The sequence below is a fragment of the Ignavibacteriales bacterium genome, from assembly GCA_026390775.1.
GTDB lineage: Bacteria > Bacteroidota > Ignavibacteria > Ignavibacteriales > Melioribacteraceae > Fen-1258.
Genome location: JAPLFF010000007.1, coordinates 1,306,899 through 1,327,732, shown reverse-complemented (window position 1 = coordinate 1,327,732; position 20,834 = coordinate 1,306,899). Strand labels below are relative to the sequence as shown.

22 protein-coding genes and 1 tRNA gene are annotated in these 20,834 nt (G+C 34.4%); 12 read left to right on the top strand and 11 right to left on the bottom strand.

Features of this window, described 5'->3' with window-relative positions; translation table 11 throughout:
* The first annotated feature begins 118 nt into the window (after nt 1-118).
* A complete protein-coding gene (locus NTZ27_11075; protein ID MCX6175283.1) occupies nt 119-778 on the top strand; it encodes an NAD(P)H-dependent oxidoreductase in 660 nt (219 codons plus the stop codon).
* A 182-nt stretch (nt 779-960) separates the two neighbouring features.
* A complete protein-coding gene (locus NTZ27_11070; protein MCX6175282.1) occupies nt 961-1,743 on the top strand; it encodes an alpha/beta hydrolase in 783 nt (260 codons plus the stop codon).
* Nucleotides 1,744-1,755: 12 nt separating this feature from the next.
* Here NTZ27_11070 and NTZ27_11065 read toward each other — a convergent pair whose 3' ends face one another.
* From NTZ27_11065 to NTZ27_11035, 7 genes are all read right to left on the bottom strand, one after another.
* Nucleotides 1,756-2,331, bottom strand: coding sequence for a hypothetical protein (locus NTZ27_11065; GenBank protein ID MCX6175281.1), 576 nt, complete (start codon nt 2,329-2,331; stop codon nt 1,756-1,758).
* Complete coding sequence (locus NTZ27_11060; GenBank protein MCX6175280.1) at nt 2,309-2,503, bottom strand: hypothetical protein; 195 nt, start codon at nt 2,501-2,503, stop codon at nt 2,309-2,311. The genes NTZ27_11065 and NTZ27_11060 overlap by 23 nt, the downstream gene beginning before the upstream one ends.
* Before the next feature lie 92 nt (nt 2,504-2,595).
* Nucleotides 2,596-3,027 (bottom strand): nuclear transport factor 2 family protein, encoded by a 432-nt coding sequence (locus tag NTZ27_11055; protein MCX6175279.1) that lies wholly within the window; start codon nt 3,025-3,027, stop codon nt 2,596-2,598.
* Nucleotides 3,024-3,485 (bottom strand): hypothetical protein, encoded by a 462-nt coding sequence (locus NTZ27_11050; GenBank protein MCX6175278.1) that lies wholly within the window; start codon nt 3,483-3,485, stop codon nt 3,024-3,026. The genes NTZ27_11055 and NTZ27_11050 overlap by 4 nt, the downstream gene beginning before the upstream one ends.
* A 71-nt stretch (nt 3,486-3,556) precedes the next feature.
* Nucleotides 3,557-5,776 (bottom strand): S9 family peptidase, encoded by a 2,220-nt coding sequence (locus NTZ27_11045; GenBank protein MCX6175277.1) that lies wholly within the window; start codon nt 5,774-5,776, stop codon nt 3,557-3,559.
* Between the two features lie 116 nt (nt 5,777-5,892).
* On the bottom strand, nt 5,893-6,873 hold the full coding sequence (locus NTZ27_11040; protein MCX6175276.1) for an aldo/keto reductase: 981 nt from the start codon (nt 6,871-6,873) through the stop codon (nt 5,893-5,895).
* Nucleotides 6,874-7,150: 277 nt separating this feature from the next.
* Complete coding sequence (locus tag NTZ27_11035; GenBank protein MCX6175275.1) at nt 7,151-7,552, bottom strand: hypothetical protein; 402 nt, start codon at nt 7,550-7,552, stop codon at nt 7,151-7,153.
* Between the two features lie 466 nt (nt 7,553-8,018).
* On the opposite strand from NTZ27_11035, the gene NTZ27_11030 reads away from it, so the two are divergent.
* On the top strand, nt 8,019-8,729 hold the full coding sequence (locus NTZ27_11030) for a T9SS type A sorting domain-containing protein (GenBank protein ID MCX6175274.1): 711 nt from the start codon (nt 8,019-8,021) through the stop codon (nt 8,727-8,729).
* 182 nt (nt 8,730-8,911) lie between these two features.
* On the opposite strand, the gene NTZ27_11025 is transcribed toward NTZ27_11030, so the two are convergent.
* Nucleotides 8,912-9,577, bottom strand: a complete 666-nt coding sequence (locus tag NTZ27_11025; GenBank protein MCX6175273.1) for a hypothetical protein — start codon at nt 9,575-9,577, stop codon at nt 8,912-8,914.
* 461 nt (nt 9,578-10,038) lie between these two features.
* Between NTZ27_11025 and NTZ27_11020 the strand changes: the two genes are divergently transcribed.
* The 4 genes from NTZ27_11020 (at nt 10,039) to NTZ27_11005 (ending at nt 11,586) form a co-directional block, all read left to right on the top strand.
* Nucleotides 10,039-10,266 (top strand): hypothetical protein, encoded by a 228-nt coding sequence (locus NTZ27_11020; GenBank protein ID MCX6175272.1) that lies wholly within the window; start codon nt 10,039-10,041, stop codon nt 10,264-10,266.
* A gap of 122 nt (nt 10,267-10,388) precedes the next feature.
* Nucleotides 10,389-10,461 (top strand) — tRNA-Ala (locus tag NTZ27_11015).
* A 53-nt stretch (nt 10,462-10,514) separates the two neighbouring features.
* On the top strand, nt 10,515-10,922 hold the full coding sequence (locus tag NTZ27_11010) for a DUF5362 domain-containing protein (protein MCX6175271.1): 408 nt from the start codon (nt 10,515-10,517) through the stop codon (nt 10,920-10,922).
* A 25-nt stretch (nt 10,923-10,947) separates the two neighbouring features.
* Entirely contained in the window at nt 10,948-11,586 is a 639-nt protein-coding gene (locus NTZ27_11005; protein ID MCX6175270.1) for a cation transporter, read from the top strand.
* 41 nt (nt 11,587-11,627) lie between these two features.
* Here NTZ27_11005 and NTZ27_11000 read toward each other — a convergent pair whose 3' ends face one another.
* Entirely contained in the window at nt 11,628-12,341 is a 714-nt protein-coding gene (locus NTZ27_11000) for a hypothetical protein (GenBank protein ID MCX6175269.1), read from the bottom strand.
* A gap of 233 nt (nt 12,342-12,574) precedes the next feature.
* On the opposite strand from NTZ27_11000, the gene NTZ27_10995 reads away from it, so the two are divergent.
* The 5 genes from NTZ27_10995 (at nt 12,575) to NTZ27_10975 (ending at nt 17,384) form a co-directional block, all read left to right on the top strand.
* On the top strand, nt 12,575-13,096 hold the full coding sequence (locus tag NTZ27_10995; GenBank protein MCX6175268.1) for a hypothetical protein: 522 nt from the start codon (nt 12,575-12,577) through the stop codon (nt 13,094-13,096).
* Between the two features lie 54 nt (nt 13,097-13,150).
* Nucleotides 13,151-15,319 carry a TonB-dependent receptor gene (locus NTZ27_10990; protein MCX6175267.1) on the top strand — a complete coding sequence of 723 codons (2,169 nt, stop codon included), beginning with the start codon at nt 13,151-13,153 and terminating at the stop codon, nt 15,317-15,319.
* A gap of 26 nt (nt 15,320-15,345) precedes the next feature.
* Nucleotides 15,346-16,266 carry a hypothetical protein gene (locus NTZ27_10985; GenBank protein MCX6175266.1) on the top strand — a complete coding sequence of 307 codons (921 nt, stop codon included), beginning with the start codon at nt 15,346-15,348 and terminating at the stop codon, nt 16,264-16,266.
* 219 nt (nt 16,267-16,485) lie between these two features.
* Complete coding sequence (locus NTZ27_10980) at nt 16,486-17,043, top strand: class I SAM-dependent methyltransferase (GenBank protein MCX6175265.1); 558 nt, start codon at nt 16,486-16,488, stop codon at nt 17,041-17,043.
* An 11-nt stretch (nt 17,044-17,054) separates the two neighbouring features.
* Nucleotides 17,055-17,384 carry a hypothetical protein gene (locus NTZ27_10975; protein MCX6175264.1) on the top strand — a complete coding sequence of 110 codons (330 nt, stop codon included), beginning with the start codon at nt 17,055-17,057 and terminating at the stop codon, nt 17,382-17,384.
* 4 nt (nt 17,385-17,388) lie between these two features.
* On the opposite strand, the gene NTZ27_10970 is transcribed toward NTZ27_10975, so the two are convergent.
* Complete coding sequence (locus NTZ27_10970) at nt 17,389-17,646, bottom strand: DUF4342 domain-containing protein (GenBank protein MCX6175263.1); 258 nt, start codon at nt 17,644-17,646, stop codon at nt 17,389-17,391.
* A 557-nt stretch (nt 17,647-18,203) separates the two neighbouring features.
* On the bottom strand, nt 18,204-20,813 hold the full coding sequence (locus NTZ27_10965) for a GH116 family glycosyl hydrolase (protein MCX6175262.1): 2,610 nt from the start codon (nt 20,811-20,813) through the stop codon (nt 18,204-18,206).
* Between the last annotated feature and the right edge of the window lie 21 nt (nt 20,814-20,834).

The window sequence follows — 20,834 nt, the reverse complement described above, 5'->3', positions numbered from 1 at the left end:
ATTAGCTCTAAACGGGACGATCATATTGGTCGTCCTTTTTTTATAAGCTGCATAACTTTTTAGTTGTTAATCAGTGTAGATAAACGCATTTTATATCATTCAATGATGGAGGAATAAAATGTATAGTCACTATAAATCAGTTCGAAAAATTTTTGACCTAGTCCGTTATCCAATTTTTATAATTGCATTATTATTTTTGTCTAAATCACATTCTCTCTATGCAACTACTTCTAAGCTTGATCCTGTTACATACTGCGATGCTGATTCTGCTAAACGTCCCGAGGTTTCAATTCTAATAGTTTATTATTCATTCACAGGCAACACAGAAAAGATGGCTAAAGCTGTTGCTGAAGGGGCACAGAAGATACCTGGAGTAAATGTAATTACGAGAACTATAGATAAGGTTACAGAAACAGAACTCAAACATGCCGACGCAATTTTATTAGGTTCGCCAACTTATTATGGAAACATGGCTGGTCAAATGAAATTATTTATTGACGATTGGTGGCTAAAGTATAAAATTTCTCTCGTCAATAAAGTCGGCGGTGCATTTTCAACTGGCGGAAGTCAAACCGGCGGAAAAGAAAATGTAATTCACTCATTAGTAATTGCGATGATGAATGCAGGAATGATTCTCGTAGGTCCGACTGAAGGACCATTTGGATTGCCGGGAGCTTCTGCTTTAGATCCGGTTGACGAGAAGGGGCTTATGGAAGCACGTTCTCTTGGAGAGCATGCTGCTAGTGTCGCACAACGCTTCAAAAATACAATCCGATAATTTAAAAGTAGAAAAAAATAATTGATACTGAGTTGAAAGCAATTGTAATTCCAATGGAACGAAAAAACTTTTGATCTTGTTTTACAAATTAGCCACATGCATTTATACTGCTGTGCAAAATTTGAAACTATTTTTTTTACTTTTTTACAACTCAAATATTTCAATTGACAATCGGAATAAATATGAATAATAAAATAACAAGCAAAATAATCGTGTTCGTTCACGGACTTTTTATGAATCCCTTAAGTTGGACTAATTGGATAAAATTTTATGAAGCAAAAGGTTACAAGTGTTATTCGCCTGCATACGCATATCACGAAGGCAAACCTTTCGACTTACGATCCAACATTAATTCAAACTTGGGTAAACTTTCTTTTGGACAAACTATAAACAATCTCGTTTCATTCATTGACAAGTTACCGGAGAAACCAATTCTTATTGGGCATTCAATGGGTGGACTTGCAGTTCAAAAACTAATTGAAATGAACAAAGGAGTTGCGGGAATTTGTATTGATACTGCACCGCCAAAGGGAATTTTTAGTTTTAAATGGAGTTTTATAAAAGCAAATCTACCAACCATAAATCCCATCAAAGGAAATTCAGTTTGTTTTCCAACAGTAAAATGGTTCCACTACGCTTTTTGTAATACAATGACAATGGAACAAACAGAAATTGAATACAATAATTTTGTAGTTCCAGAAAGCAGAAACATACCGCGAAGCAGCATAATGAATGACGGTAAAATTAATTTCAAAAAACCGCATAATCCGTTATTGTTTATTGCGGGCGAGAAAGACAATATCATTCCTTCTTCTCTCAATAAGAAAAACTTTGAAGCATACCAAGACAAGAAGAGTAAAATTGATTTCAAGGAGTTTGCAGGTAGGACACATTATATATGCGGACAGAAAAATTGGGAAGAAGTTGCGTCTTTTATAAACGATTGGATTGCAAGTTTAAAATGAAATTTTAATTTGCTACTGGCGGGAATAAATTGGAATTTCTGCCAACGCAAGACACTCGCCGGTTAAAAAAACAGCATTATTTCCGCGGATAAATGTTGACTTTCCATCGAGTGAATCGGCTTCAGATATAAAATTTAATTTTTCGATCTTTGTGATTTTTGCAGCAAGAAAAACATGATTTGATTTTATACTGTTGTAACGTTCAATAACTTCTTCGGAACAAGTTAATGTTGTGTAAATATTTTTACCGCAAGAATTATTGATCAATGCTTTTAAAAAATAATTTCCTCTTCTTTTAAATGTACCGATGATTGTTGAATCGGCAATTACACTTTTATTCAAAATAAAATCTATTTGCTTGCAATCAAAAAGTTCTGCGTTGTTTTGTTGAATTAACTGCTGTGCGGTCTCTTGATTTCTCTGAACAAATTGATCGTAGGATATATTGTCGTTATTGTGTTGTTTGATACAATTAGTTAGTGTAAGCAATGAAAATATTACATAACTAAGAACGAAAATTTTAGGAATGAATTTTAATGTCTTTTCGGATAACGGTTGAATCAATTTAAGCTTTGCCTTTCTTTTCATATTCCTCTTTGCTTACAACTCTCTTCTCGCAAATTCTGAATTGGTGAACATCAAAATATTTTTTTAGACCATTGGAATATTTTTCAACATTGGGAACGTGAATATATCCGTCTTTTAATTCACCGGTTTTACGGTTCTTGAATTTAATATTAACGTAAAGTTCTTCGGGCATGAATAACTCCAAAAATTGAACAGGCAAAATTATATCTTAAAAATGATTTTTCAAATAATTGATAGAATAAATTTTGAGAAGTAGTGATAGACTTACGATGAATGATCGGTTGTGATTAGCCATTTATCATTAATTTTCTTCCAAATCAAAGTAAAATGGCCGCTAACGGAATCTCTTTTACGTTCCAGTCCCCATTTACCAATCATAAAGGCAGTTGTGGCGTTAATTGCTTCAAGCGTAATAACTTCAAATTTCAAAGTGCCCATTGCTTCTTTATCGGGATAAGTTTTTTTATATCTCTCAAGTGTTGCTTTCCATCCGTAAGTAATTCCACTCTTGCCGATGAACCGCAGATAATCGGATTTCCAGTAACCTTCCATGTACGCATTAATGTTTCCTTCATTCCAATTTATGCGCTGTTTTTCTAGAATTTGTAATATTGCAGAGCGGTTTTTTTCAGAAAGCGGTTGAGCATTAATTATAATCGAAGAGACAAAGAGAACGATTAGAAAAATTATTCTCATGCTGTCCCCTGTAATTTAAATCTTACCCGAAGAATTCCGTTTTCAAAATTTGTTGAAATGATTTTGAATATTCCGATTTCTTTTGTTGATGTTACATGCGGCCCGCTGCATAAACAATTATCATACTCTCCAATACTGATAACGCGAAGATTCTCTCCTGCTTCATCCGGCAAACGTGAAAGATTAAATCTACCCACAGCTTCATCACGACTAATGAAACTTTCTTTGACCGGAAGATCTAATGCAATTTGTTTGTTGATTATTTCTTCAATCGTTTGGATTTCCTGTGCAGTTAAATCACGGTCAAAATGGTAATCACATTTAGATTTTTTCTTTTCGATGTGCGCACTAAATGCCCTTCCTCTTTGAAACATTTTATCCATTGTTCCATTAAGAAGATGTTCTGCGCTGTGCATCCGCGGATGATAATCTTTAGGATTAGTATTATACTCGTTCATTATTCTCTTTCAAACTCTTGCTCATGCCCTTGATCTGGTTAAAAAAAATGAGCATGATCAAGAAAATTTTATTAATCTTTATTCACATCTAATTCTCTTCCAAGTAAATATCTAAACCAGAACTTAACACGTTCACGAGTAGCGTGAGGCATTCCTACACCGTGTCTGAAATTTGGGTAAAGCATCATTTCAAAATCTTTATTTTGTTTCTGTAATTCGGTAATAAATTGAATTGAGTTTTGCATGTGGACGTTATCATCCATCGTGCCGTGTGTAATAAGCATCTTACCTTTAAATTTATCAACATAGCTCAAAACAGAACCGGCTTTATATCCATCGGGATTTTCAGCAGGAGTGTCCATATAACGTTCAGTGTAAACATTGTCATAAAGTTTCCAGTCCATTACGCCATACTCAGCAATTCCATGAGTGAAATAATCAGCATCTTTTGTTAAAGCAAGTGCAGCAACATAACCGCCGTAACTACCGCCAGTAATTCCAATCCTTGTACTATCAATAAAAGATTTTGTCTTCAACCATTTAACGGCTGCGGCATAATCATTCATTTCCCACTTGCCGAGATTACGGTGCATTAATGCAACACCCTTCTTACCAAAATGCCCGCTGCCGCGGTGATCAACAGAAATAGAGATAATACCATTTTGCGCCATATAACTTTGTGATAAACCAAATGCAAACGAGTTTCTAACTGAAGCAGAGTTCGGTCCTCCGTATTCGTTAAATATAACCGCATATTTTTTATTCAGATCAAAATCCGCGGGCAAATACCACATAGCCGGTAAATTGTAACCATCGCCAGATGGAATTGTAAACAGTTCAGCTTTTGCAAGATCATAATCATCATACTGAGTATTCTTTGAATCGTTAATAGTGCGGATTAATTTTCCATCCATCTTGTAAAGTTCTGTTTTGGAAGGAGTAGTAATATTGCTGTAAGAATCTATATAGTATTTTCCTTTGGGGGAAACAGAACAGGTATGCGTTCCCGGGAAAGTTGTTAATTGTTTCAATCCAGTTCCATCCAATCCTACAACACAAAGATATTTATCTGTACTATTTTTCATCGGGCTATGGAAGTAAACTTTTTTATTTGATTCATCAACGAATAAGATATCGTTCACCTGCCAGTCCCCTTGAGTTAATCTCTTAATTAACTTTCCTTTTAGATCATAATAATAAAGGTGATCCCAGCCATCTATATTAGAACGTAATAAGAACCCGCTACCGTTTTCAAAAAAGTAAAGATCTTCAAACCATTCAACCCACTCTTTTTGTTTTTCATTGTAGAGTTCTGTTTTCTTGCCTGTGTTTGTATCAATCCAGTAAAGAATTATGTTGTCTTGTGCGCGATTCATCCATTGAACTGTTAGCTTATTGTCTTTTGTCCACGTAGGCCACGCAATGTACTGGTCTGCTTTCTCATCAAAATCTGCCCATGTAACTTTTCCATCAGCAACGCCTGCCTGTCCGGTAGGCAGGTTTACTATTCCAAACTTTACATAGGGATTCGGATCACCTGCTTTTGGATAGCGCTGTTTTTCGAGATCGCCATGTTGCCCGTCTGAACGAAAGATCGGAAATTCCGGAACAGGATTATCGTCGAATCGCAAGAATGCGATCTTATCACTTTTCGGCGACCACCAGAATGCCAAGTATTGAGTAGCTCGTCCTAAAATTTCTTCCATATAAACCCATGATGCCCAGCCGTTGTAAATCAATCCGCCGCCATCATTAGTTAATTGTATTTCTTTATCGTTCTCAACATCAAATACATAAAGATTATAATTTTTTACATAAGCCACTTTTTTACCATCGGGAGAAAGTTTTGCGACTTTTTCTTCTGCATCATCTTTAGTTAATTGTTTGAATGTATTATCCGGGCGAGAGTAGTAGTAAAGATTGTTTTTTTGATTGATTAGATAATAGTTATAATCTTTTGTCACTCCAAGAGGACGATCCAGTGAAAATCCTTCCGGCAATTGAACACCGCTGTTATCAATGTAGATTTCCGATTTACCGTCTTCAACATTAGTCTTCATCAGCATTGGTCGGGAACCGGATTTTGCCGGATCGGCTTTCATCTCAAGATAATTATTTTCATCAACCCAGCCGAGAGAACCGCCGCGCATCATACCCATTCCACGCATTCCACTGCTTTCATAAACTTGTTTGTAGGTAAGTTTTTTCTTTTGTGCATCTATGTTGGAAAAGTTAAACACAAATCCAACTACTGCAAGAAGTAGAATCAGAATTACCTTTTGATATTTCATTTATTCTCCAAATTCATTTGTGAGACTCTTGACTAAAAATTAAAAAAATAATTTACTCCAACCAATTTAATAAATGTTAAAAAGTGAAAGCCGACAGCTGACTGCCGATAGCTGCTTTACCACGCATATGCTTCCGGTGCTTGATTGCCGGGACCCGGCCAAATCTCATCTAATTTTTTTAGAGTTTCATCGGTTAATTTTAATTCCAACACATTTATGTTTTCTTCTAATTGCTGAATCGTTCTTGGTCCAACTATTGGTGAAGTTACAACCGGATTATTAAGAACCCATGCAAGAGCAACATCAGCCGGTTTTTGTCCGATCTCTTTGCATAAATTTTCATAAGCTTGAATTTGCGGACGAAGTTTCTCGGCTGATTTTTGTAACGGTTCCCCTGTTCTTCTGCCTTCTTTTACTTTTTCAAGTACGCCGCATAAGATTCCGCCGCCCATTGGACTCCATGGAATTAATCCAACGCCAAAATGTTTACAAGCAGGAATAACTTCTAATTCGATATGGCGATTCCGTAAACTGTAGATACTTTGCTCGGAAACAATTCCTAAAAAATTTCTTTGATCTGCAATCATCCGAGCTTCTGCAATATTCCAAGCGGCAAAGTTACTGCTTCCCATATAAGTGATCTTTCCTTCTCGCACAAGTTGTTCCATCGCTTGATAGATTTCCGTCCACGGTGTGTCGCGGTCAATGTGATGCATTTGATAAAGATCAATGTGGTCGGTTTGCAATCGTTTTAAGCTGTCTTCACATGCTTTACGAATATGATACGCAGAAAGTTTTGATTCATTGGACGCCTTACCCATACTACCGTAAACTTTTGTTGCTAGCACAATTTTATTTCGGCGGGATTTATCCTCCGCCAACCACCGCCCGATTATTTTTTCCGTGTTGCCGACTCCGTTTGGATCCCACATTGCACCGTAAACATTTGCAGTATCGAAAAAATTAATTCCCAGTTCCAACGCTTTGTTCATAATACTAAAACTATCATTCTCGTTTGTGTAAGGACCAAAGTTCATTGTGCCAAGACAAATTTTGCTAACCTTTAATCCGGTTCTACCAAGAAATGTGTATTCCATTTTTAATTCCTTTCTTTTTGATTTTCTTTATTTAATCTAATAAAGAATGCGGTGATCGGTCAAATGATATATGGAGATTTATTGAAAAGAAAAAGGAAACAATTCTAAGATGGTGGGTCTGTATTCAAACAAAAATTTTTTTAAGTAAAGGATTTTATCTTTGCTGATGAGCAATAAATCCCCTCAAGTTTTGAAATCTCTGCCGATCAGATAACAAATAATTCAAAACACTTATCTCAACCCAAAAGGTAAATCAAATTAAATAGCATCGCACTGCCTAGTTGCAAAACCATTCCCAACATTCTTCAATAAGCGGCTTTTTAGATATAGCAGCACAAACCGTGCACTGATTGTTTTTGCCGCTACTTTTAATAATTTTTGGTTTAATCTGATTCCCTTCGCTTGAAGTAACAATTAACTTATCAACCTTACCATCCTTTAGCTTTACACAATACATAGTTCCATTTGCACTTTTCAATATTGTGTGAAGTCCGCTCTTCAAATTTTTATCGCTAATTAGTTTGTTATAGCCTTCAATTAAATCATGGCCAGCGTTGATCTGCGTTTTAGCGGTTTGAATTATTAAATCTGAAGATGACTTAATAGAAATTGATTCTGAACTATTGATGGAAACAAACGAGAAAATGGTAAGTGTTAACAGAGCAATCGCCTTTTTCATAGCAATCCTCCTTTTCAGATTAGTATAATTTTCAAGTGATTTTGAAAACTATCATCCGAAATCTGTATAAAATGTAACTTATCTTTCTTCCAAGATCAAGACTTTCTTTTCCCATTTTACTATCCTTCCTCCCGAGTGTTTCCTTTTAGTTTTTTGTTGTCTGCAATAACAATTTAATATTTCTATTGGAGTCTCTCTTTTTTTCTTTTATCAAATTTCAACTAGGTTTGAATATATACAAAGCACTATACTTTATTTTGAAATAACAATTACATAACTTTTATTGTAAAATAATTTCAACCTTGAGCGAAACGTTCTGATGTTCTAAGAACAATTCTCTCTTCCCTCATTTGTGCTTCTCCCAAGGTAAACCTTAATCAAAACATTCAGTTGATATTTTGAAATATTATCAACTAACAAAACAATTCTTATTGTAATGTTTTGTAATTGTGTAAAGGAGAAAGCTATGAAAACACTAAAACAATTTTTGAAGAAATGCTGCGTCGTATTAATCATTTTACAGCTTTACGGATTTGAAAAAAATATTGCTCAGCCAAGAACTGGTGATTGGACTGTCCCTACCGGTTTTGGTCAATTTGTTATTACTGTTGCATGCGGGGGAATGTGTATATCGGATATTATTTACACATGGTCAAACTTCCATTGCGATGGTGTAACATATGTTTCAGGCTCAATACACAGTATGAGAACTGGTGGTTGGGCCATAACAGATAGAATATTCTCGATAGTCACCTCACTTGGAACAAGTCAAACAATGACCATCATTGGTACTTTTAATCAGTCTGGCAACGAAGTTTCAGGTACTTATAGTGCTAATATGTATGGTACAATTTGTTCTGGTGTTTGGGGACCTATTATGTCATCGATTGATAATAAGGAAAATGAAATCCCTACTAATTATTTCTTATTTCAAAATTACCCCAATCCTTTTAATCCAAGTACAGTAATTCAATTTAGTATTCCAGAAGAGGTTTTTGTAAGTCTTCATGTTTATAATACCGTTGGTGAAAAGATTGCTGAATTAGTTAATAAGCAATTATCAGCATCAACGTACTCGGTTAATTTTGATACTTCGGACTTACCGAATGGAGTCTATTTTTACAAAATACAAGCTGGAGATTTCACTCAAACCAAGAAGATGATTTTGTTGAAGTGATTTTTCTTAAATGGTAAATTTAAGAAGCCAGACTAACCTCTGGCTTTTTTTATTCTACTTAGAACCGAAGATTTAAGAGCATCAATAAACTTGTTAAACAACTTACACCAAGATACATCAAAAAATAATATTAGAGAAAAAGGGGAAACAAGTTTGTTGTTTCTTATTTCCCCTTAAAAATATTACCATCCACCAAAACCTGCATGGTCAGGACTCTTATAAAGTAGTCCGTGGTCACCAGTACCTGAATCATTATATACTTCTTGAATGATTGCAAAATCTCCCCAAATAGATGGTCCAATTTCAGTCCCATCAGCATTATACCATACTCCACCAACTAGATTAGCATTAAGAGGAACTGCTATTATCTTTACAAAATCTGACCATTTATATGTTTTACCATCCCAAATATATGTACCTGATTGATGATTTGTTATCCATGCACCTGAACCTCTATAACTGGCAAAACCAAAATGCCGATCTAACAATCCGTCACCGTCGCAATCTTTATTAGAGAGCCATGCTTCATTCCAATTCATTTGTAGGTTAACATCTTTCCACTCTTGACACCAATCAGCATTTCTATAAGAATCACAGTACTTGCCATTAAACATCATCGCCTGATAGTTGTAACCCCATTTGTCATATCCAGTTTTAATTACAGAGCCATCAGAGGCAAGTAATGTACCAGACTGAATAGTAGTACAGTCACCTTTTTTAGCAAGCGATATCTTCTGGTTTACAGGTTGGGTGACATCTTGATTTACATTAGTTGGAGCTGTATCACAACTGAAAACAAAAAAGGATAAAAGCAGTAAAGGGAAAAGAAGAAAAGAAATTCTTTTCATAACAACCTCCATTAAATTTTTAAAATATAATATCAGTAATGGAAAGGTCTAATACTCGGCTGGAGTATACTGTTTTATAAACGGAAACGTTTTACTAAACCGATTAAAAAATAAGGGAATATATTTTTATGGTCAATAAGAAAATGCAACAAAATTGCTCAATAATTAATATCAAAAGACTTTGGGTTATAATTGATTTTGATTGAATGATATTTCTTTGTTAGTTTTTAATAAACATAAAATTGAGGGAGGGATGAAAAAAATATTTCTTCTTTTTTGCTTTATTAATAACTACAGCTTGTTCTACAATCGAAGAAATTCAACGTTCAGTTCTTGTTACCGGATTTGATTTTTCTCAATATGCTGCAAAAAGATTTCTTTTTACGACTGAAACATATAATGGAGAATATGAAGGGATTGGGTTATTAAAAGCATCAATAATTCCGGGTGTTAAGAAATCATTGGGAGCATCATCATCTGACGGTTATTTTATAGTTTATGCCGAAGGCAAATCTTGGCTAGTTGAAAAAGTTAGTCCATCTGATGTTATTGAAGAAATGTATAACATAGCAGTAAAAATGGGCGCAAATGCTGTAATAAAATTTACTGCAGATATTATATATTCACAAAATGGAGTGTTATCAGTTCCAGGTTATCAAGTAACAGGTTTTGCTATAAAAAGAAAATAAGAAAGAGCTAATTGGCAAAATAATTTTGCACAATGTTTTGGTAAAGCCAGAGTAACATCTGGCTTTTTTATTTATAAGTTGAATAGTTAATTAAAAACACCGAAATTAAAATGTATATTATTGGGGCTGTAGCTCAGTTGGGAGAGCGATTCGTTCGCAACGAATAGGTCGAGGGTTCGAATCCCTTCAGCTCCACATTTTTTCATTTTTATTCTTAACCGGTCTTTAATTTAAATTGGAGAATTGTTATGGAACACCTTGATGAATTAAATCCGGATTCCAATACCACAATTAAACCGCCAAGCCCTTTTCAGTATGCATTTGAATCAATGACAAAGGATATGAGATTCGTGGGAATGTTTACAATCATTTACGGCACAATTAATTGTTTAACTATCATCGGTGCGATAATCGGTGTGCCAATGATTTTTATCGGAATACGGATTCGAGAGGCAGCAGATCAATTTTTAATTTTTAAAACTACCAACAACGCTGCTGCGCTTCGTTTGGGTTTTGAATCACAAGGAAAATATTTCCGTATTGTCAAAATCCTAATTATTATACAATTAGTACTCATAGTATTGAGCATTATTGCCGTCATTCTTTTTATGTCGTTCTTTTTAAGTTCTTTAATGCAATATTCTACTTCATCTTAAATCAAGGAAAGAGCAACCGGCTTAATTGAAAACAGATAAAACAATTTTATATAAGTATGCAGTTATACTTGCAATCATTACTGTATTTTATAATCTCATAGAAGGATTGATTTCCGTTTACTTCGGGATGCAGGACGAAACCATTTCTCTTTTTGGTTTTGGTCTAGATTCTTTTGTGGAAGTCATCTCCGGTATCGGCATATGGCACATGCTGATAAGAATAAAAAATAAGGATGAAGAACGGGATGAGTTCGAAAAAACCGCTTTAAGAATTACCGGAACAGCATTCTATATTTTAGTAGCAGGTTTGGTTACAACAGCAATCTTCAATATTTATATCAACCATAAACCCGAAACAACGTTTTGGGGAATTGTGATTTCTCTTATTTCGATAATCACAATGTCTGCATTAATATTTTTCAAAATGAAAGTTGGAAGAGCGCTTAACTCTAAAGCATTAATCGCTGATGCAAATTGCACAAAAACCTGTCTCTATCTTTCAATTATTCTTCTTGCGACAAGTATATGTTATGAGTTAACGGGATTTGGCGGGATTGATTCTGCCGGGGCATTATTAATAGCTTATTTTTCTTTTAAGGAAGGGAGAGAGGTATTTGAAAAAGCTAAGACCGGTAAGAACTGCGAATGCGAAAACAATCATTAAAAAAGTAGCGCAGATTAGAAATCTGCGCTACAGTCACTGAGTTAATCAAAAACTTTTTCTAATTCTTGATATTTGGAATGAACTGCATCAACAGCTACATTAATTGCGTTCTTATCATCGCCTTTTACAATAACTTCATTTAACTTATCAACAGCAGTATTCAATTCCGCCTTGCATTTTTCAAATGCATCTTTTTTAGCATTCATTCGCTCCGATAATTCAGCTTTCATAAGATCTTTCATTTTTGCTTTCAACACTACGGTAGATTTTTGAACTTTCATGTAATCATAATTCGGCATGCTATAATGATAAAGTATATAAAGTTCTTGATGGAATGCATCAACTTCCTTTAAAACCGGTTTTACTATTCTAACAAGAGCTTCATATTGTGAATGAAGTTTCTCGGCAGCATTTAATATCCAGACAGAATCTTTTTTAGCTACTGCGACTTTATACATTTCAACAATAATTCTAAACTTCTTTAACCCATCTTCCCATTTCGATTTCTTATCGCGAAGAATTCCTGATAATTCAGCTTTTCTAATTTTGTCATACCCTTTTTCAACATCAGGAGTAAGTGAAACCAAAAGCTTAATATCTTTCTGAGGCCAGCCGGTGTGCCAAATCTGATAAATAACATCATGGAATTCTGTAAGTTCTTTTACCTCTGAAGTAACTTCGTGATCCTTTTCCTGCTGCGCAAAAGTCGGTAACATAAACGCAATTGCAATAATGATAATTAAATATTTCTTCATTTTTTTTCCCTCTGTTTATTGTTGGTGAATCTTTTATCGTTTGTTATACGGTGGATAGGTTTTTTCACATTTAAAACCAACCAATAAATAAATTATAAAGCACAATATAAATTGAGTCCTTAAAAATCTACTCAAAATAAAAATTATTTTCCTCTTATCTATTTTGAAAAAGTCAGGTGAAATGTTCAGATAGTTCCATTATATTACACGTGTAAGAAGAATGGATAAATTCTATGCGTACATTTATTTTCTTAATGATCATTTGTTTCTCGGTCTATTTCATAACCGGCTGCGATAAGGGAATTGAACCGGAACCGGAAAAAGTAGTAATAGGGCAAACCGGCTTTAGGGGAACGATTACTTTCGTTGGCGCATGGCCTGACAGTGTTAAACAGACAATGCTAGTTGTATTTAAAAATCAGTTAGTAAATGGGCAGGATTTTGGATTACCTAATTTGAGTTTTGTTGTGGGACCTATCCCCAATAATTCGCCAGAATATATATACAGCTCGGACGTCAATAGTTTTTCATCTTTATTTACTATAGCCGCTGGTCAATTTAGTTATGTTGTTGTCGCTCAATCAAAAAAAGAATCTATTTCTCTAGATAGAAAAGATTGGTTCATTGTCGGAGTTTATTGCATTGGAAATGATCAATCAAAACCCGGAACAATGACAATTCAAGATGGCGCAATGACACACGGAATTGATATTAATGTTGATTTTAATAATCCGCCGCCGCAGCCGCCAATGTAGTTTTGGATTTTAGATTTTTTAATTTGAAATTCAAAAAGGAAAAGTGAGAAAAAAATGAAAAAATTTTTAATTGCTATAATATTAATCTCATCCATAGCTAACTTTGCACAGAATTCTTCCTTAAAGGGAAAAATTATTTCAGATAAAAATGAACTGCTTGAAGGTGTAAACATTCTAGTCTCGGGTACTCAATTTGGTGCTGCGTCTTTTAGAGATGGAAGTTTTGAAATTAGAAATCTTCCTTTTGGAGTTTATACACTTGAAGTTTCAATGATAGGTTATGCGAAAAAAAAATTCACCGTTGATTTCAATTCTGATTACAAACCAATAACAATTGTTCTGATTGAAGAAGCGATACAAACCGATCAGATCATTGTAAGTGCCGGTAAGTATGAACAAAGGGTTCAAGACTTAGCTGTTAGCACAACAATTCTTTCTCCCGATTTTATATCCCGTAATAATTTTATAACGTTTGATGATATGTTGCGAAACGTTCCTGGTGTACAATTAAATTTGGAACAGCCAAGCATTCGTGGTTCAAGCGGATATAGTAAAGGCACAGGCGCGCGCGTGTTGGTTGCTGTAAATGGTATCCCGATGTATTCCGGCGACACTGGCGATATTACTTGGGAATTAATTCCGACAGCTGATATTGAACGGATAGAAATTATTAAAGGTCCAGCAAGTTCGCTCTATGGTTCATCTGCAATTGGCGGTGTAATAAATATCATCACAAAATCCTCTGTGAAAAATCCGATCACACATTTTAGCACTTACTTTGGAGTATATGATAATCCAGCATATGATTTCTGGAAGTGGAATAACAGTATGTGTAATTTTTACGGAGTAGAACTCACTCACTCAGGATCTGTTGATAAACTTGGTTATACTTTTTCTTTTAAGAAATTTGATAATATGAGTTATCGCCAAAGTGATTATGCCAAACGTTATCTCGGTTACATAAAATTGAATTACGATTTCAATTCAGAAAATCATTTAACATTTTTTGCCGATTATCTAAATATGATGCGCGGCAATTTTCTTTATTGGAAAGATTCACGCAATGCACTTGTTCCCAAAGACGAAGATAACGGCAACACAGTAGAATCAAACCGTTTATTTACCGGATTAATTTATCATCACAGTTTTAATAAAAAGATATTCGCTGAATTAAAATCGAGCTATTACTATACAAAATTTGACGGACGGGGAATTGAACTTACAACTTCAACAGCAAATTTATTTAGAAATGAGCTGCTCGCAAACATGATTTTATCAAACGAGTTTATTCTTACTTCCGGAGTTGAAGCATCATATTCAAAAATCATTTCCAACATTTTCAAGAATCCGAATTTCTTTGGAGCCGGTGTTTTTTCCCAATTAGAATACAAGGGAATAACAAATTTAATTGCAACTATCGGTCTGCGTTATGATTACATGAAGATGGATTCTGTTAATAATGCAAATGCAATTACACCTAAGATCGGCTTAAACTATAAACTCACAAATGATTTTATACTACGCGGATCGTTAGGAACCGGTTTTCGGGCACCGACTCCGTCTGAGGTTTTTACTACTGCTGCAGTTGGAGGAGGTTTCAATATCAAAGGAAATACTGATCTCACTGCCGAGACAAGTTTATCATTTGAGATCGGTTGTAATTACCAGCCGTATAAAACTTTTTCTATTGATCTCTCTTTGTATCAAACCAATTACAAAAATTATATCGAAGCCAACCTAACCAAAAATGCAGAGATACAATTTATTAATTTGCCCGAAGCGCGGATACAAGGTTTGGAGATTGGTTCTAATTTTTATTTAATCCCCGATCTTGTTTCAATAAATCTTGGTTATAATTTTATGAACGCAAAAAATTTAGCTGATGATAAATATTTGAAATACAGACCGCGCCATACTTTTAATGCTCAAGTTAGGTTTACGCCAAATCCTTTCGACTTCGGAATTAATTTTAGATATGCGAGCAGAGTTGATGAAATTGATGATCTTATTACTCAACCGCCGATCTCTTTAGTTGTTGATGGCGATAAACGCGTTCCAATTTATGTTACTGATATAAGTATTGGATATAATTTTCTTTTCAACACTGTTCCGGCAAAAATATATTTAAATGCCAAAAACATTTTTAATTATAATTACGTTGAGTTCATCGGCAACATTGCACCGATAAGAAATTACTCGCTGAGTTTTGAATTGTTTTTCTAGTTTCTAAATTGTTTTATTAAAATGTTGTGAATAATAACATTGATGGGTTGATTAATAGTTATGTGCCAAGAAATATACAAGTAAATTTTATGATACAGTTTGAAAAATATATATCAAAAAACAAAGATCCTTTTCTAAATTCTCCACCAAGAAATAAACTGCGTTATATCGCTTCAGATATTCATTATTTATCTATGCTATCAGTAAATCCGAAAGGTATTGATCCGATAGAATATATTCTTTATGCAAAAGCAGATTTGATTTCAAAAGATGTGCATGGATCGATTAATGCAATTGGAAATGCTAAACGGGCAGTTCATTTATTGATTGATTCCCTTCTAGAAATTACTGGTTTATCTCATAATTTTTCTTCAAGATCATTTCCTCAAAAATTGGATATTATCGAAAAGTCAGAATTCTTCCCAACAATTTTAATAAAGAGTTTAAATGAAGAAAGAAACATTATCGAACATGAGTATCAAAAAATTAGTTTTGAAGAAGCTCGGAAATTTGTTGCAGTAGCGGAAATGTTGCAATTATTATGTTATCCCATATTAAAAAGATTCATAAATGGTATTCATATTGGTCTAGAAGAAGATGATAGAGATATATTTCTATATTTAGATAATTCGCTTGGAAAACTCGGTGTGCTCTCTTGTGAAAATGCTAAATGTGTTGATTCAGAAATCGGTAAAATTTATTATCACTTTCCTACAGAAGCAAAAAATTCGACTAAAATTATTTCTTATGATTTAAAATTACAGACAGTTGATGAATGGTTACCATATTTCAGCACATTAGTTTACTCTACAAAACATAATCTTATTCCTAGTAATCCTCCATACGATCCTAAATATGAGGAAAACATTATGGAATTTGAAAATAGAGCCATGTTTTCTAGTAGTGATGCTTATACTATTGATGATTCTGAAAAAAATAAAGAATAATATTAAACACACAACACACCGCTTAACACGGACAGCGTTTTTCAGTGTGACATTTGTGTAATTATAAAATAACAATTACAAAATTATGATCGAAATAATTTCATACTGCGGATTGCTCTGTCAAAGCTGTCCGAATAATAATTCACTCTTAGGCAACTGCTAATTATTTCAAACGTCTGATTAAGCGCAAATATTTTTTTCATTTATAACGAGGATAAAATGTCAGAACGTGTTTGTCCGGTCTGGATCGGTTATTTATTATTAAGTCCGATAAGAAAATTATTTCAAAATCCGAATAAGATTCTAAGTCCGTACATTAAGGATGGAATGAAAGTAATGGATGTGGGATGCGCTATGGGTTATTTCAGTTTGGAGCTTGCAAAGTTAGTGGGTGCAAATGGAAAAGTAATTTGCGTTGATATGCAGGAAAAGATGCTCGATGTTTTAAAGAAGCGCGCCGGAAAAGTTAATTTATTGGAAAGGATTGAAACGCGTTTGTGCAATCAAGAATCTCTCGGACTTGATGATCTAAAAGAAAAATTAGATTTTGTTCTTGCTTTTGCAATGGTTCATGAGGTTCCTGATCCAGTTCCTTTTATGAAAGAAGTTTCCGGCACAATAAAAAGAAAAGGTTATTTACTCATTTCTGAACCGGCCGGACATGTATCTGAAGATGATTTTAAGAAGACAATTTCAATTGCCGGACAGAATAATTTAAAAGTAATTGAAAGACCAAAAATTAAAGGAAGCATTAGCGCTTTATTTCAGAAAGAATAATTGGAGAACAAATGGATTGGACAAAAGAATTTCCCGCGTCAATTTTATTGTGTGATAATAATGGAATCGTTACGGAGATGAACGAAAAAGCAGCTTCCACATTTGCCGATGACGGTGGTTATGCTTTGATTGGAAAAAATTTATTTGAATGCCATACCAATGCATCGAATGAAATAATAAAAAAGATAATGAATGAAAAGAAACCAAATGTTTACACAATTGAAAAGAACGGAATCAAAAAATTGATTTATCAATCGCCGTGTTATGAGAATGGCGAGATGAAAGGACTTGTTGAGTTATCACTCGAGATTCCTTTTGATATGCCTCACTTTATCAGATAAAATTTTATTTCTTATCGGGTTGGGATTGTTCTTCATCTTCCTTTTTAATCACTTCTATTGTAAAATTGGCTGCAACACCTGCGAGTGCGCCAACAGCGGCAACTACTGGGGCGAACAAAGTTCCTATAACTCCAACTGTTACTGGAATCTCAATGTAAGTTTTACCCTTATCATCTTTAATAATTATTTTACGTGCATTTCCTTCTTTGATAAGTTCTTCAATCTTTGCAAGAAGTTCTTGCCCTTTAATTTTAAATTCCATTTTCTTTTGTCTCTATCTTTTACATTAATTTAGATGTGCAAGAAGACTAATTTGTTCCGCAAAGATTAAATAAAATTAATTTTGATTGTTAATTATATAATGATGGAGAAAAATTAGGTTAGTGCTTTTGAGAAGTGATTTGTTTTATTGAGACTAAATCAAACTGCTAACTTTATTACATGTGGATATTCAGCGGTTAACAATTTGTTGTTCTTTTTAGAGGAAGATATTCTTTTCTTTTTTTGCTTTTTTGTTTTTCTAACTTCTTTATTTTCTAAATAATAAAGTCTTACTTCCGGGAAAAGTCCTTCATTAATTATTTGTAATTCAAAATGAGGGGCGCTTCTCTCTCTTGGTTGAAATAGATTGATTTGATTTGAGGTTTCTAAAGTTATTGGTAGCATGTGCCTATAAATAAAAATAATTTGTAATCGCTTCTGGTCACAATTAAAATCTATTAAAATAGATTTATTCTTCCTAATACGATTTTATTAAATAAAAAATTTTTTTGTTGATATTGTCCTGCTATTGTTTATGAGTTATATATTCTCCGAGCGTTATTTTTTTTCAATTACAACATCATGTTTAATAAATTCTTCTCCGTTAGCCGGAATGTTAATAATTAATTTCCCCTCCTTAAATTCTGCGCCGGTAACTTTTCCGATTAATTCATAATTCATCACTCCTAACTCATAATTTCTGTTCGCTTTACCTTCGCAGCTAATTATTAGTTTCTTCCCATCTAACTTTTGAGAAATAATCTTCAGTCCTTCGTTCGTTGCACCGATCGGAGTAATTGATGCGGGTAAATAAATTCCAATTGATGGTTTATAATTGATTACTAATTCATTTTTACTCTTTACCTTAAAATTAGTTTTTAACTGATATGCTTGCTCGTGTTTTTCCAATTCATAGTCCAACTTCTTTCCATTTAACACTACGGAATTAATTTCAACACCTAACTCAAAATCCGGATCGAATTCGAATTCAATTTCTTTTTCACTATTCACATTTAATAGCAATTTCATTTCACCATTCTGCACTCTACACTCTGCACTCGCTACAGTATTTCCAAGTTTGATATTGTTCACTTTCAAAAATTTCCAATCAGCCGGTAATTTGGGTGCAAGAGTAATTTTGTTGTTGAGTACATCAACATTGAGTCCAATCAATCCTTGCATTAACGGAAAGACATAACCGCTTACACTGAATCCTTGATCGTGATATGCCTCGCCGAGTTTTGTATTAATGTCGCCCGAAAAAACTTCCGGAACGATTCCAATTCCATAATCGAATGCATGTTGAGCAGTCTTGCGGACAGTTTCTAAACCTTGAAGATTAAAATGTGTATAGAATTGCGCAGCGCCAATAAAATAAGAGGTGAACGGCCATATCGTTCCATAATTATAATTTGTTGGTTCATACATTGATGATTTGTTTGAAAGATTGCGTACTCCCCAATCCGTTACCATATCGCTTTCATTAAATTTTTTGATTGTGCTTACACTTCGTTCGTTGTTCATCAAACCAAAAAGAATTGAAGCAGAAGAATAAATATTTTTATCTCTGATTTGCTTTCCGTCTTCTGCTGCACCAAAACTGTAAAAGCCGAGATCATCAATCCAAAATATTTTTTCTAATGCTTGCTGTGCTTTCGGAAAAAGTTTTGTTGTTTCGCTTTCCATCTCTTTATCACCAACGTACTTTGCCATCAAGTTCACTTCTTTTATCCCTTGCGTCCATAAACTTTGTGTGTAGTTGTCATTAAATATTTTTACGAGTGTTCCGAACTCTAGAACTCCAAGTCCGGCGCCTTTTAGATCCATCAGACCATCTCCGTTGCTGTCTTTGCTTAAACTCCACTTATATGCTTGAACAATTGATTTCCAACTTCTCTTAATGAATTCTATATCACCGGTTTTTCTAAAGTAATCTCCAATCGCAACTAAATACCACGGAGAAGTATCCGCATGATTATATCCGAAATGATAATCATTCCACCAATCAACAAGTCCATCGCTTTGAGAAAGTTCGTGCGCCATTTTTCCCACATCAATTACTTTATCAGTTGGATTCTTTTTTCTGATCGGATAATTTTCTTCTCTTTGCCATTTTTGTGTAAACTCAAGTGCATTGCGCACAGTTGAGTAATCGCCGTAACTGTTCATAGCAAGCGAGTTAATAAATGCGTCCCCGCCGAAGTACCACGCAAATCCCGGGCGACCGCCGCCGCCGCTCAATCCGTATCCGGCAACCAATCCTTTTCCTAAAGTTGCATTATCTACCATTAAATTATTGAGAGCTACTTTTCCATATTCGAAAGCAAGATTTAATTTTTCATCCGGCGTTATCACTTCAACAGTTGAGTGGCGGAGATTTTCATAATACTCATAATTCTTTTTGTACAGTGATTCAATATTGCCAAGAAGATTTTTATAAAGTGCTTTCACTGAATCATATTTTGTCTTAACCGGACTTCCGGCAATTACGATTGGAATAAAATTATTTTTTGCATCGCCGGGTTTAATATCTATTTTGAATTGAATCGGATTATCTGCGAACATATGAGCGGGAGGTGCCGCCATTTGTTGTGCAACGGGTGATCCGCATAAAAACAATCCCCGTTGTTGAGATTCTGAAATTACATATGCATTCATTCCATCATCCCAGTAACTGTATTGTCCGCCAATTCCTGCGGGCCATTGCGGCTGCATCACGGGCATAAATCCGGGAACAACAGTTAACGGAGTAGTTGTGTTAACATCTAATAAAATTATTGCGCCGGGTTTATCGTGCGGGATAAATATAATTTCCTTCACAGTGAATGATTCGTAAACAAATGTGAGTGTTGTTGCTTCCGGAGTTACGGAAATATCGCGCAGAATATCTTTCGCAAGTATCGGCTGTGTAGTTGTTCCAACAAAAAATTGTGTTTCAAAATTTCGCAGAACTTTCCATGGCCAGATCCACATTTCGAATGAACCGTTCTCATAACCCAGCAATGCCGCTTTCTGCCCGATCTTATCCATGTACTGATTTGACTGTGCGGGGCAAGTGATTGTTAGCTTGTTCTGTTTGATTTCAAATTTCTTTATTAATTCGGTTTGTGCAAAATTATTTAGTGTGATAATAAAAGTGATTACTATAAAAAGTTTTAATTGTTTCATTTTTTAGTCACTCATTTGTTA